At 67.5% G+C, this 13794-nt stretch carries 11 protein-coding genes; 6 read left to right on the plus strand and 5 right to left on the minus strand.

All coding sequences use genetic code 11. From position 1 onward, the window contains the following. The first annotated feature begins 16 nt into the window (after positions 1 to 16). Together ACLB1G_RS26815 and ACLB1G_RS26820 are read left to right on the plus strand one after the other, a co-directional pair. Positions 17 to 955 carry a LysR family transcriptional regulator gene (locus ACLB1G_RS26815; protein WP_491630330.1) on the plus strand — a complete coding sequence of 313 codons (939 nt, stop codon included), beginning with the start codon at positions 17 to 19 and terminating at the stop codon, positions 953 to 955. Between the two features lie 45 nt (positions 956 to 1000). Further along, positions 1001 to 2734 (plus strand): serine hydrolase, encoded by a 1734-nt coding sequence (locus ACLB1G_RS26820; protein ID WP_491630331.1) that lies wholly within the window; start codon positions 1001 to 1003, stop codon positions 2732 to 2734. On the opposite strand, the gene ACLB1G_RS26825 is transcribed toward ACLB1G_RS26820, so the two are convergent. Next, positions 2735 to 3790: a M29 family metallopeptidase gene (locus tag ACLB1G_RS26825; protein ID WP_491630332.1), complete on the minus strand. Its 1056-nt coding sequence runs from the start codon at positions 3788 to 3790 to the stop codon at positions 2735 to 2737. It lies immediately after the preceding gene. A 142-nt stretch (positions 3791 to 3932) separates the two neighbouring features. On the opposite strand from ACLB1G_RS26825, the gene ACLB1G_RS26830 reads away from it, so the two are divergent. Beyond that, positions 3933 to 4388, plus strand: coding sequence for a hypothetical protein (locus ACLB1G_RS26830; protein ID WP_491630333.1), 456 nt, complete (start codon positions 3933 to 3935; stop codon positions 4386 to 4388). A gap of 91 nt (positions 4389 to 4479) precedes the next feature. Next, positions 4480 to 4854, plus strand: a complete 375-nt coding sequence (locus ACLB1G_RS26835) for an apolipophorin (protein WP_491630334.1) — start codon at positions 4480 to 4482, stop codon at positions 4852 to 4854. Positions 4855 to 4995: 141 nt separating this feature from the next. Here ACLB1G_RS26835 and ACLB1G_RS26840 read toward each other — a convergent pair whose 3' ends face one another. The 4 genes from ACLB1G_RS26840 to ACLB1G_RS26855 all read right to left on the minus strand — a co-directional run bounded on the left by ACLB1G_RS26840 (position 4996) and on the right by ACLB1G_RS26855 (position 11618). Further along, positions 4996 to 7068 (minus strand): tetratricopeptide repeat-containing diguanylate cyclase, encoded by a 2073-nt coding sequence (locus ACLB1G_RS26840; protein ID WP_491630335.1) that lies wholly within the window; start codon positions 7066 to 7068, stop codon positions 4996 to 4998. 186 nt (positions 7069 to 7254) lie between these two features. After that, positions 7255 to 9123 (minus strand): ABC transporter ATP-binding protein, encoded by a 1869-nt coding sequence (locus ACLB1G_RS26845; RefSeq protein ID WP_491630336.1) that lies wholly within the window; start codon positions 9121 to 9123, stop codon positions 7255 to 7257. Next, complete coding sequence (locus ACLB1G_RS26850) at positions 9116 to 10915, minus strand: ABC transporter ATP-binding protein (RefSeq protein WP_491630337.1); 1800 nt, start codon at positions 10913 to 10915, stop codon at positions 9116 to 9118. Before ACLB1G_RS26850 ends, ACLB1G_RS26845 begins: the two co-directional genes overlap by 8 nt. Positions 10916 to 10994: 79 nt before the next feature. Further along, a complete protein-coding gene (locus tag ACLB1G_RS26855) occupies positions 10995 to 11618 on the minus strand; it encodes a phasin family protein (protein WP_491630338.1) in 624 nt (207 codons plus the stop codon). Between the two features lie 297 nt (positions 11619 to 11915). Between ACLB1G_RS26855 and ACLB1G_RS26860 the strand changes: the two genes are divergently transcribed. Both ACLB1G_RS26860 and ACLB1G_RS26865 read left to right on the plus strand, forming a co-directional pair. Next, a complete protein-coding gene (locus ACLB1G_RS26860) occupies positions 11916 to 13190 on the plus strand; it encodes an amidohydrolase family protein (RefSeq protein ID WP_491630339.1) in 1275 nt (424 codons plus the stop codon). An 80-nt stretch (positions 13191 to 13270) separates the two neighbouring features. Then, positions 13271 to 13792, plus strand: a complete 522-nt coding sequence (locus ACLB1G_RS26865; protein WP_491630340.1) for a GNAT family N-acetyltransferase — start codon at positions 13271 to 13273, stop codon at positions 13790 to 13792. Positions 13793 to 13794 lie beyond the last annotated feature (2 nt).

Consider the following 13794-nt stretch of genomic DNA (forward strand, 5'->3'; position numbering starts at 1 on the left):
TGAAGACAATGCAAGCATGGATCAGTTACGCGCAATGGAAATCTTTGTCGAAGTGGCACGCCTGCGCAGCTTCAGCGAGGCGGGCCGCCGCCTGGGCCTCACGCGCGCCATGGTCAGCAAGCATGTGCTGCAGCTGGAAGACAAACTGGGTGCGCGCCTGCTGCACCGCTCCACGCGCGAAGTGAGCCTGACCGACGTGGGCCGGGCCTACCTGGAGCCGTGCACGGCGGCGGTGGCGCAGGCGCGCGAAGCGGCGCGGGTGGTGGCGCAGGCCGGCGACGAGCTGGCCGGGCCGCTGCGGATACAGGCGCCGTCCAGCTTTGGCAGTGAGTGGCTGGCGGGCGCGCTGGCCGATTTCGCGCTACAGCATCGGCTGCTGGAGCCTATGCTGTTCGTGGACGACGCGCTGCTCGATCCTATCGAACATGGCTTCGACCTGACCATACGGGTGGGCGGTATTCCGGACGTGCGCGCGCTGGCCATGCGGCCGCTGGCGCCGTGCCGCGGCGTGCTGTGCGCCTCGCCCGCCTATCTGGCGCAGCATGGCGCGCCACGCTCGCCGCAGGATCTGCAGCAGCACCGCTGCCTGCACTTCAGCCATCTGACCGACGGCACGCTATGGCACTTCACGCGCGGCGCCGAGCGGCAGGCGGTGCGGGTGCCGGCCTCGTTCACGGCCAACAACGGGCTGGTACTGCAGCAGGCCGCGCAGCGCGGGCTGGGCATTGTTTACAGCACCACCTTCCTCGCCTGGCGCAGCCTGCTGGACGGCTCGCTGGCGCCCGTCCTGGGCGACTGGGAACTGCCACTCAACCATTTGAGCGCGCTGTATCCGGCCAGCAGGCAGCCGTCGCCCAAGGTCCGCGCCCTGATCGATTTCCTGGTGGCCGCCTACCACCCGGTGCCGCCCTGGGACCGCGCCTTGAACGAGAGCAGATTGTTGTCGTCATTTTAATGATGTTCTAGCAAGATGGCCGCATTCGACCCGCCAGGAGTGCCCATGAAGCGTCGTTCCCTCGCCATCGCCGCCGTGCTGCTGTGCGCTGGCGCCCATGCCGACCAGCTGGACGACGTGATCCGGGCCGAGATGAAGCAGCGCCGGATTCCCGGGCTGTCGCTGGCCATCATCGAGAACGGCAAGATCGTCAGGGCCCAGGGCTATGGCGTGACGGAGCTGGGCGGCACCACCCCGGTCACGGTGGACACGCTGTTCCAGGCCGGCTCTGTCAGCAAGCCGGTGGCGGCGCTGGGCGCCCTGCACCTGGTGGCGCAGGACAAGCTGGCGCTGGACGAGGATGTCAACACCAGGCTGGTCACGTGGAAGGTGCCGGACAATGCGCTGACGGCGGAAAACAAGGTGACGCTGCGCCGGCTGCTCAGCCACAGCGCCGGGCTGACCGTCCATGGCTTTCCCGGCTACGCCAGCGGCGCGCCGCTGCCGACCACGGCCCAGGTGCTCAATGGCGAGGCGCCCGCCAACACGGCGCCGGTGCGCGTGGATATCGCCCCGGGCAGCAGGATGCGTTACTCCGGCGGCGGTTTTACGGTCATGCAGCAGCTGGTGGCCGACGTCAGCGGGCAGGACTACGCAGACTACATGCGCGATGCCGTCCTCAAGCCGCTGGGCATGAACGCCAGCTCCTACCAGCAGCCGCCGCTGCCGGAACGGGCGCGCCTGAACGCCAGCGGCCACCTGGCCGACCGCAGCGTGGTGGCCGGACGCTGGCATGCCTATCCTGAAATGGCGGCGGCCGGCCTGTGGGCCACCGCGTCGGACCTGGCGCGCTTCGCGATCGGCCTGCAGCAGGCCCTGGCCGGCAGCGCCAATCCGGTCATCCCGGCCGACTTGGCGCAGCAGATGCTGACGCCGCAAAAAGACAGCGCCGGCCTCGGTATCTTCCTGGAAGGGAGCGGCCAGGCGCAGCGCTTCCTGCACGGCGGGCGCGACCAGGGTTTCGATACGATGCTGACGGCGTTTTCCCGCACCGGCCAGGGCGCCGTCATCATGATCAACACCAACGACAATTCGAGGATGATGCTGCGGCTGGAAGCCGCCATCGCCCGCGCCTACCACTGGCCTAACGCGGACCAGGATGTGCTGCTCAAGCCGGCCGCCATCCCGGCCGACGCCGGCACGCTGGCGCGCTACGCCGGCCGCTATGAGCTGGCCAATAACGTGATGGGCAGCTTCGACGTCCAGCAGGGGCGCTTGCTGGCCATTGCCGGCGGCTTCCCTGACGAAGTCTTCATCCCCACCGGCCAGCACCGGTTTTACTCGACGTCGCGTAACTGCGAGCTGTTGTTTGTCCTGGATGCGCGCGGCGAAGTGGCGGGCGTGGAAGTTAGGACCAAGGACAAGACCAGCCTGGCGCCGCGCATAGGCCCGCTGATGCACACGCTGGCGTCGCGCCCGGATCCGGATCCAGCCCGTACCGCCGGGCTGCAAGCCCTGATTATCGCCGCCGCGCCGGGCGGCGCCGCGCTATCCAGCTCGCCCTTGGCCGCCGATGGCGTCAAGCGCGACTTTGGCAGAGATCCGGTCGGCGAACTGGCGAATATCACCTCGCTGACCTTCCTGCACGAGCAAGCGGTGGGCGGTGCCGGGTTCGAGCGCCACGGCGGCAAGGTCGCCAGCGTATTGGCGTTCCATGCGGACGGCAAGCCGCCGCGCAAGGTGCTGGTTTACCTGACCGCCGGTGGACTGTTCACCGACTACGACGTGGTGGCTGATTAATCAGGACGGCAAGTCCCAGGCGCCGTCGCGGTAGACCCGCTGGTCGTCGAGGTAGACCGCCTCCGTCACCGCGAACACGTCCACGTGGTAGCGCGCATCCTTGCGCTTGAACTGCGGCTTCTGGTACTGGCCATGTTTGGCGCCCAGCGACAGATGGATGCCGCACATGCGTTCGTAGGTGCCGATGTCGCTCACCATGCGCTCGCGCGAGAAGGCGCGGTTCATGCCGAAACCCAGCTCGCGCAGCCACACCTCGCCCTCGTGGGCGCGGATGATCTCCAGCATGCGGTCGAATTCCGGCGTGCTGTTCTCGGCGCCCACCACGCGGCCGCGCTCGACGACCATGGTGATCGGTTGTTGCGGGCGGTTGACGTGGAAGGAGGTGTCGCCGAACACGAACACGCGCACCCGGCCGCTGACGGCCTCCAGGTCCTTGGCCTCGGTGAACACTTCGCCCAGCGGGAACTGGCCGCCGACATTGTTCATCCCGCTGTAGTCGCCTATATTGAGTTTTGCGGGTTCCAGCGGCGAGGCGAACACCAGGCGCTCGCCGCCGCTATCCACCACGGCGCTGGCGGCGCGGTCGATGCGGGCCTTGAGTGCGTGGCCCACGCCACGGTAGTAGGCCGGGTCGTAGGCCAGCGATTCGATGTAGGCCAGCCCCTGCTCACCCGGCATGCGCGACAGGTGCACGTGCTCGATCACCTTGAGGCCGCGCTTGAACAGCTCGATGCGGATGCGGAAAGCCTCGAGGCGGAAGCTGCTCGACTGTATCAGCACCACCAGGTCGCCGGCCGCCAGGGTGGCGAAGCCGGCCAGCACCTGGTCCGGCGTAACGCTGTCGAAATCGACGAAGCGGGCGTCCGGCGCGGCGCGCCGGTAGGCCTCGGTCAGGGCGCGGCTGAGGTCGGTGCGAGTGTCGTACACGACCAAGGCATGGTGCGGGGCGGCGTGGCCTATGGCGTGGGCCAGGGTGTCGGCCACGTTGCGGGCGGCGGCGTCCACGGCCGTATCGGGGATGGCGCCGTAGCGCGGGGTGAAGGGGGCGGAAGTCATGGCAGGGCGGATTACGGTGATATCGCCAGCATTATACGTTGCTTGAAAGCCTCGTTTTCCTTGTACAGGGGGAGGGGGGCAAGGTAGAATCGGCAAAATATAGCCGTGTGGAAACTCGGCCGACTATGCGCGAAGGGTGTTTATGGCTACCTTGATGGGACAGGATTTACCGCTGGAGCGGCCGGATGCGACGGGCCGCGCGGCCTTGTTCGTCCCCACGCCGAACGCCAAGGCCGACATTTTGGAGGCCATCCGCAGCGGCGCCGCCGTGGTCGGGTTTGGCAATCATGACCGCACCTTGACGATATATTACGAAAGCAACCGTTTTAACGAGCCCAATCTGGTGAAGTGGGAGCAGAAGGCGCGCAAGGCCTTCGACCGCCTGATAGACAATCTGCCCACCGTGTCCAAGATGGTGGTCAAGCAGGATAATTTCGAGCAGGTCGGCTACATCAGCAGCAAGGGCATCCTGATACGTCGCATGGAAAAGCTGCGCAACTGGCTGGAAAAATCCGACTGCCTGGATGGTGCGCCGGAGTCGGAGGAAATCAAGTACGCTCCGCCGCCGCCGCCCAAGAAGAGCGTGGCGGACACCTGAGTCCGTCATGCCGTGCGCTGGCAAGGCGCGGCTTTGTGTATGCTCCGGTTCAAGCGGTGTTGTGCCGCGTACAACTATTCAGGAGCCAGACATGACCACTATCCGTACCCTGAGCGCGCTGTGCGCGCTGTCCCTTGCGCTGGCCGGCCTGGCCGGCTGCCAGAAAAAAGAAGACACCACCGGAGCCGGTCCGGCCGAGCAGGCGGGCCGCAAGATCGACCAGGCCACGGCCGAAGCGGGCGCCAAGCTGAACGATGCCGGCGCCAAGGTGAGCGAGGCGGCCGACAAGGCTGGCGCCCAGATGTCCGAGGCCGCCAAGGAAACCAGCGCCAAGCTGGACCAGGCCGCCGACAAGGCCGGCGACAAGCTCAACGAAGCCACCGACGCCACCGGCCGCAAGCTGGAGCAAGCCGGCGAAAAACTGCAGGACAAGGCCCGCGAAGACCGCGAAAAGTCCGGCAAATAACGCCCCCCGCCGCCGCAGTGCCGGCGGCAGTGTCCACCCTTTGTTGTCCACTCTTTGGTGTCAGGTCTGCCATTGGTACATGTGTCCACTCTTTGGTGTCAGGTCTGCCATTGGTACATGAGTTCGCTTGCTTAGGCAGCCTCATGTACCAATGGCAGACCTGACACCGGGGTTGGACATGACACCGGGGGTGGACACCGTGGCCGAGGGACCCAGTACGATGCTGAGGTCGACGTGGCCGGCGCGCCAGGCGCGCTCCAGGTCTTGTTCGATGGCTTCCATCGAGGTCTGCTCGAAATGGGCGAAGCCGCGCACGCCGTAGGCGCGGTTGCGGCCGTGGGCCTTGGCCAGGTACAGCGCCATGTCCACCAGGTTCACCGCCCGCTCCCAGGGCAGCGCGGCGTCGCCCGGGATCAGGGGATAGGGCGCAAAGCCCACCGAGACGTGCACCGTGATCTCGCGCTCCTGGTGCAGCACCGGCGTGTCCGCCATACTGGACAGGATGCGGCGCGCCACTTCGTCCAGGCTGTCGCGCGGCACCGCCGGCAGGAAGGCCAGGAATTCTTCGCCGCCCCAGCGGACTATCATGTCGGTTTCGCGCAGCGCCACCCGCAGGCTGTCGGCGATCGCTTTCAGCACGGCGTCGCCGGCCGCGTGGCCATGGGTGTCGTTGATGTGCTTGAAGTGGTCCACGTCCAGCAGGAACAGGGCGCCCACCAGGTCGTCCGCGCGCGGGTTGCGCTGTTCCGGTACCGCCGGCAGGCCCAGGTCCAGGCTGCGCATGTAGTCCTGGAAGTGGCGCCGGTTGTACAGCGAGGTCAGCGGATCGAGCGTGCTCTGCGCCTTCAGCTCCAGGTTCTTTTCCTTCAGGCGCGCATTGGTGTGGCGCACCTTGCGGTACAGCAGGCCGACCACGGCGGCAGCCAGCGCGAACACCAGGGCCAGCAGCCACCACACGCGCTGCTGCAGGCGGCGGTTGTCGATCTCGGCGCCCTTGATGGCGTTGTCGCGGCTGAGCAGGTCGATCTGGCGCTGCTTTTTTTCGGTCTCGTATTTTTCCTGCAGCTCCAGCACCGCCTTCTGGCGCTGCTTTTCAAACAGCTCGCTGGAGAGCTCGCGCTCGCGGTGGTACGCCTGGATCGCGCCCCGGTAGTCGCCCGCCCGTTCCAGCGCTTCGCCGTATTCCAGGAGCACCGATTGCAGGTCGGGCTTGTTGTCGCTCTTGAAGTAGAACGCCAGCCCGGCCTCCACATGCTTCTTGCCTTCGGCCACCCGGCCCTGCCCCAGCAGCGCCTGCCCGATGTTGAACTGGGCCGTGCTGGCCAGCGCGGGATCGTTCAGGCGGCGCGCGGCCGCCAGGGCCTCGGTGCTGAACTGCAGCGCCTGAGCATGGTCGCGCTGCTTGAGGTAGGCGTCGGCCAGGTTGACCAGGGTGTTGGCCTCCATCTGGCGCGCGCCCAGCCGGCGCTCCAGCGCCAGTCCTTCCACCAGCGCGCGCAGGGCCCGCTTGGGCTGGCCGGCGTCGATTGCCAGCCCGTATTCGGTGCTTCTGGCGATCGCCATGCGGCCCGGCGAATTGAGCGCGGCCGATACCGCCAGCTGCTCGTCCAGCGTGGCAAAGCCCTTCTCATACTCCTTCATCTGGGTGTACAGCTGGGTTAGCTTGTTGAGCGCGGCCGCCAGGTAAGTGCGGTCCGGCACGCTGCGCGACATTTCGACCCCGGCCTGCAGCTTGGCCAGCGCGGCAGGGAAGTTGCCTTCCTCGGCATAGGCCTGGCCGGACGAGACCAGGGACTGGGTCTGCAGCTCCTTGCGTCCGCTTCCCTGGGCCAGCGGTTCGGCCTGGAAGGTGAGCTGGTGGCAAGCCGCCACGTCGCCCTGCGCGAACAGCACGTAGCTCTTGGCCAGCATGCCCTTGGCGAGGATGTAGTCGCTGCGCTCCTGCTTGCCGAGCGCGATGGCCTGTTCGGCGTCGGCCAGGGCTTCCTGGTGGCGTCCCAGGCGCATGCGGGCAGCCGACAGCTGCACCATGATCTCGGCGCGCATCTCGGGAGTGGGATCGGGAATCTCCGCGCGCAGGCGCAGCAGGGCGCCCAGCGCCTGGTCCGGTACGAAGCGGCTCTGTTCCCGGATATCGACCAGGCGCTGCTCCAGCGGCGTCTGGGCGCAGGCGGGGACCAGTACGCAAGCCATGGCGAACGTCAGGGCACGCAAGGCCGCCCCCATCCTGATTGTGCTCCGGTCTGCCACCTGTGTGCCTTTGTGATGCCCCGCGCGCCCTCGCTCGGGGTGAGCCCCATTATATTCTTGTTGCAGGTTGGAAAGGCAGGCCGGGCGCGGCTTTTGGTACGAACGGCCTGATGGAGAGAGGTTTTTTTACTACAAGCTTGCCACTGCGTACTAGCCTTGCTCATGTACTTGAACAGTTGTTGACTCGCCGTCTATCTCCTCCGGCGTAGCCAGCTGCTGCAGCAGGTAGAGGCGCTGGTACAGGCCGTCCGGGATGCGCATCAATTCCTCGTGCGGGCCGGATTCGGCGATGCGGCCGTGGTTCAGCACGATGATGCGGTCGGCGTCGCGGATGGTGGACAAACGGTGCGCGATGGCGATCACCGTGACCTGGCCGCGCAGCTCGTCCAGCGCGGTCTGCACTATCTGTTCGGTCTGGCTGTCGATGTGCGAGGTGGCTTCGTCCAGCAGCAGGATGCGCGGCCGGCCCGCCAGGGCTCGGGCAATGGCCACCAGCTGCTTCTGGCCCACCGACAGGCGCGAGCCGCCTTCGCCCAGCATGGTGTCGTAGCCCTGTTCCAGCGCCTGGATGAAGCCGTGCGCGTGGGCGGCGCGCGCCGCATCCTCGATCTGCTGCCGGGACAGGCCGCGTCCCATGGCTATGTTCTCGCGCGCGGTGGCGGCCAGCAGGAAGGGATCCTGCGGCACCAGGCCGACCTCGGCGCGGAATTGCTCGTTGCCGATCTGGTCCAGCGGCTGGCCGTGCACCAGGATGCTGCCATGGCGCGCCGGATAGAAGCGCAGCAGCAGCGACAGCAGGGTGGACTTGCCGCTGCCGGTGTGGCCGACGATGCCCACAAAAGCGCCCGCCGGGATCTCGAGCGACAGGTCGTGCAGCACGGTCTGGCCTTCCACGTAGGCGAAGTCCAGGCGGCGGATGGCCACCGCCGGCGCCGTTTCCTCGCCGTTCGCCGCCGGTCTTGTCCGGCGGTCCTGCGGCGAGCCGGCTTCGATCCGCGGCCGGTGCTCGTGCGCGGCCGGCTGCTCCAGCAGGGCGGCCACGCGGGCGCTGGCCACCACCGACTGCTGCAGCTCGCTGAATTGCATGGTGATCTGTATCAGCGGCTCGATCACGCGCGCCAGGTAGCTGATGAAGGCGTACAGCACGCCCACCTCGGTGGCGGTCATCTCGCGCTGGCCGAACACATACACCACGGCCGCCAGCAGCACGATGTTGAAGAAGTCCAGCGCGGGCCGCAGCAGCCAGGCATTGGCGCGCAGCTCGGCCATGCGCGCATGGTAGTGCTGCTGGTTGACGCCGGCGTAGCGCTCGGCGTAGCGGCCCTCCGCGTTATTGGCCTGCAGCACGCTCATGCCGCCTATCGATTCGGCGATCTGGCCGTTGATCTCGCTGCGCAGGGCGCGCGCCCGGGTCACGGCCGGCGCGCTCCAGCGCTGGTACAGCCAGACGATGCCCAGCACGGCCGGCAGCAGGGCCAGCACGATCAGCATCAGGTGCCAGTCCAGCCAGGCCATGGCGGCCATGGTGCCCAGCAGGACAATGGAGCTGTCCAGCATCACGAACAGCACCTGGATGTACAGGCTTTTCACGGCCTCGGTATCGTTGGTCACGCGCGAGACCAGCTGGCCGGTGATGGCGCTGTCGAAGAAGGACATGGGCAGGCGCAGCACGTGGCCGTACACCAGCTCGCGCAGGCGCCGCACCGAGCGCATGGCCAGGCCGGACAGGCGCACCAGCTGCAGGTAGCGCAGGCCGCTGGCGATCCAGCCGGTCAGCAGCACGCCGGCCAGCAGGCCGGCCATGCGCGGCCAGTCCAGGTGGTGCGGCAGCAGGTGCTGGTCGATCAGGGCCTTGCCCATGATGGGGCCCAGCACTTCCAGCAGGGCGGCCAGGGCCAGCCACAGCACGGCCCAGCCCAGGTGGTGCTGGTCGGGGCGGGCGGCGTCGCGCAGCAAGGCGACGGCTTGCCGCGCCGCCTTGCGGGTGTGGGGCGGCAGGGTGGTGTCGGTGTCAGTCATCGAGGCTGGCTTCCAGTTGTTGATAGCGCCATTGGCTGGCGTACCAGCCGCCGCGTTCCAGCAGTTGTTGGTGGCTGCCGGTCTCGCTGATGCGGCCGTCGCGCAGCACGATGATCAGGTCGGCCTCTACCACGGCGCTCAGGCGGTGGCTGGCGATGATGGCGCTGCGACCCGGGCGGTTTTGCCGCAGTTCTTCCAGGTGGCGCAGGATGCGCGTTTCGGTGCCGGTGTCGACCGCCGACAGGGCGTCGTCCAGCAGCAGCAGGTCGTTATCGGCCAGCAGGGCGCGGGCGATGGCCACACGCTGGCGCTGGCCGCCGGAGAGCGTGATGCCGCGCTCGCCCACCGGGGTTTCGTAGCCCTGCGGGAACAGCAGGATATCGTCGTGGATGGCGGCCAGGGTGGCCGCGTGCTCGATCTCGGCGCGCGTGGCGTCGGGGCGCGCCAGGGCGATGTTTTCGGCGATGGTGGCGGAGAACAGGAACGATTCCTGCGGCACCCAGCTGGTGGCGGCGCGCAGGGCGTGCAGGGTGTAGGCGTCCAGCGGCTGGCCGCCCCAGCAGATGCGGCCCTGCTGCGGTTCCAGCTGGCGCAGGATCAGGCGCAGCAGGGTGGTCTTGCCGCTGCCGGTGGGACCGACCAGGCCCAGGGTCCGGCCGGGCTGCAGCGCCAGCGTGATGTCGCGCAGGGCGGCCTGCCGTGCCGGCTGCGCGGCATGGTTCATCTGCGCGGCAGGGTACTCCTGCGCCGCGTGGACGCCGTAGCTGTAGCTCACGCCGCGCAGCTCCAGCGGGCCGGCCTGCAGCTGCGCCAGCGTGCCGTGGTCCTCGACCGCCAGCGGCGCTTCCAGCATGGGATGCAGGCGCGCGTAGGCGGCGCGTCCGCGCTCGATCAGCGACAGCACCCAGCCGGCCGCGAACATGGGCCAGATCAGCTGCCCCAGGTACATGGTGAAGGCGGTCAGCGAGCCCACCGTCAGCTGTCCCTGCCAGATCAGGTAGCCGCCCAGGCCCAGGCTCAGGCCGGTGGCGGCGGTCAGGGTCAGGCCGACCGCCGGTTCGTAGGCAGCTTCCCACACCTGGGCCCTCAGGCTGGCGTCGGCGGCCTTGCCGGCCAGCTCGCCGAACTGGGCGGCGCTGCGCTGCTCCAGCCCCAGCGCGCGCAGGGTGCGCACGCCGGACAAGGTTTCCTGCACGTGGCCGTTCAGGGCCGAGAAGTGCTCCAACGATTCGGCCGAGGCCGTGTGGATGTGGTCCGAGATGCGCCAGAACGCCAGCGCCATCAGCGGGAAGGGGATCAGGGCGATGCAGGTCAGGCGCCAGTCCACGCCCAGCAGCATCACGGCCAGCACCATGGCCAGGGTCAGCATGCCGTCGAAGCCGGCCAGCATGGCTTCGCCGGCCGCCATTTCGATGGCGTCGATGTCATTGGTGGCCAGCGCCATCAGGTCGCCGGTGCGCTGGCGCTGGTAGAAGCCGGCGCCCTGCAGCGCCAGGCGCCGGTACAGGCGCACGCGCAGTTGCACGCCAAGCTGGTAGGCGGCCGCGTACAGGGTCTGGCGCCAGCCCACGCGCATGAAGTAGATGGCCAGGCCGGCAAGCAGCAGGGCGCCGATGTCCAGCAGCAGCTGGTGGCCGGACACTCGGTGCGCGGCCAGGCCGTCTATCATGGCGCCAACCTGGCGCGGCACCCAGGCGGTGAGGGCGGCGACGCCGGCCAGCATGAGGCCGGACGCGATATAAGCGGGGCTGTGCTGGCGCACGAAGGCGCCGATCAGCCGGGATAAGGTCATGTCGTATTCCAGGCATAAAGTAGCCCGCTAGGATACAACATGCGGCGGCCGGACGTGGCCGCCAGCCGTGACGCGGCGCTTACTTCTTGGGCGGGGCCTTGACGGCCGGCTTGGCCTTGCCCGGGGCCACCGATTTCACCACCACCGGGGCCGGTTCTTCGATGGGGGCGGCCAGCGGTTGCGGCGGCACGGCCGACACCGGCGTGGCCTGTTCCACCTCGGCCACGGCCTCGACGGCGGGCTTGAGCTTGGCGGCGGGCTTGGCGGCGGGCGCCGGTTCCGCTTCCGCCACCACTTCCACCGCCACCGCCGGCGCGGCCGCAGCGGGTGCGGGACTCTTCACGGCGGCCAGCAGCGGGGCCGGCGCAGCCGCAGTGGCGGCATCCTTGAACTGGGTGGCGGCCTTGATCAATTCATGCTGCGCCTGGGTGGCGATATCGAACAGCTCCTTGCCGTAGGCGCTCAGCTTGTCGAAGCTGGGCGGCTGCACCAGCGAGAACAGCTCCTTGGGGTCCTTGGCGTCCAGCAGCTGCCTGGCAGTGGCGGCGCCTTTTTCCAGCGTGGCCTTGCCGGCGTTCAGGTGCAGGTTGATGAACTTCTCGGCGCTGTCGACCGCAGTGCTGGCAATGGCGGTGACGACGTTGAACTGGGTTTCGAGTTGCGACTTCGTGGCTGCGGAAAACTGTTCTGTGATCGAAGACATGGTTTCTCCTGGACGATTAGAATGTCGGCTTGCCGGAATGGCACAAGAGTGGCGCAAGGTGGCGCCGTGGCCGATATTTGATGCGCTGCAATAAACCCATTTTAGCCACGAATCCCCGCGCTGAAAAGTTATTTTTATCTCTACTGTACAGCTTCGTGGCATTAAGCAATTTTCGCAGATAGTTATTTGCGATTCGTTTGATTTAGCGCAATATACCCAACAGAAAACGCGCATTTATTTGCCGTAAATTAATGCGACGCAGCAATTTCTATGAACCGCGTTGATACGAGGATGCTTATGGATGTGGTTATACGCAACGCCAGCCTGCCGGACGGCCGCCGGCAGACCGATATCGCCATCGAAGGCGGACGCATCGCCGCCATCGGCCCGGCGCTGCCGGTGCAAGGTGCGCGCGAGATCGACGCCGGCGGCGACCTGGTCTCGCCGCCTTTTGTCGACGCCCACTTCCACATGGACGCCACCCTCAGCTACGGCCTGCCGCGCGTCAACCAGTCCGGCACCCTGCTGGAGGGCATCGCGCTGTGGGGCGAGCTCAAGCCTGAGCTAAGCCAGGAGGCGCTGGTCGGGCGGGCGCTGCAGTATTGCGACTGGGCGGTGGCGCGCGGCCTGCTGGCAATCCGCTCCCATGTCGATGTGTGCGACGACCGCCTGCTGGCCGTGGAGGCCCTGCTGGAGGTAAAGCGCCGCGTGGCGCCCTACCTGGACCTGCAGCTGGTGGCCTTCCCGCAGGACGGCGTGCTGCGCAGCCCGACCGCGCTGGCCAACCTGAAGCGCGCCATTGCCATGGGCGTGGACGTGGTGGGCGGCATCCCGCACTTCGAGCGCACCATGGCCGACGGCGCCGAGTCGGTGCGCATCCTGTGCGAGTTCGCGGCCGAGCAGGGCCTGCGGGTGGACATGCATTGCGACGAGTCGGACGATCCGCTCTCGCGCCACATCGAGACCCTGGCCTACCACAGCCAGCGCCTGGGCCTGCAGGGCAGGGTAGCCGGCTCGCACCTGACGTCCATGCACTCGATGGACAATTACTACGTCAGCAAGCTGCTGCCGCTGATCCGCGAAGCCGGGGTGGCCGCCATTGCCAACCCGCTCATCAACATCACGCTGCAGGGCCGCCACGACACCTATCCCAAGCGGCGCGGCATGACACGGGTGCCGGAACTGCTGGCGGCTGGCGTCGAGGTCGCCTTCGGCCACGATTGCGTGATGGACCCCTGGTACAGCCTGGGTTCGGGCGATATGCTGGAAGTGGCGCACATGGGCCTGCACGTGGCCCAGATGACGGGCCAGGACGCCATGCGCGCCTGCTACACGGCCGTGACCGAGACCCCGGCCCGCATCCTGGGCCTGGAGGGCTATGGCCTGGAAGTGGGCCGCCACGCCGACCTGGTGCTGCTGGATGCGGGTTCGCCGGTGGAGGCGATCCGCCTGCGCGCCGCGCGCCGGCTGGTGATGCGGCGCGGCCAGGTGCTGGCCGAGTCGCCGCGCGCCGAGGCCCGCCTGCACCTGCCCGGCCGGCCGGACCAAACGGGCTTCCGGCTCGGGCGCTGAAGTTGGCACGGCTGCAACCGTACTGGACTTGAATGCCGAAATGCATGACAATCAGCCATCAAGTCCTCCATGGAGCCGCCTTGAAAGAGATAGCAATCCGTCTTGCATCGGAAAACGACTTCGAGGCCATGTGGTCGATTTTCCAGGAATTGATCGCCAGCGGCGACACCTATTATTTTGCCGCCGACACCAGCCGCGATGATTGCCACGCCTACTGGTTCGGTCCCGGCATCCAGAGTTTCGTGGCCATCCTCAACGGCGACCGCCTGCTCGGCATGTACCGCCTGGTGGCCAACCAGCGCGACCGCGGTGCGCACGTGGCCAACGCCTCCTTCATGGTCAGCCCGGCCGCGCAGGGCATAGGCATAGGCAAGCTGCTGGGGCGCGACTGCCTGGCCAGGGCGCGCGCCGAGGGCTACCTGGCGATGCAGTTCAATTACGTGGTCAGCACCAATGTGGCGGCGGTGCTGCTGTGGAAGAAGCTGGGCTTCTCCATCATCGGCACCCTGCCGCGCGCCTACCGCCACCAGCAGCTCGGTTTTGTCGACGTGTACGTGATGTACCAGCTGCTGGACGATCCCTCCAACTGGCCTGAGGGCTGACC

The organism is Duganella kummerowiae (assembly GCF_053572355.1).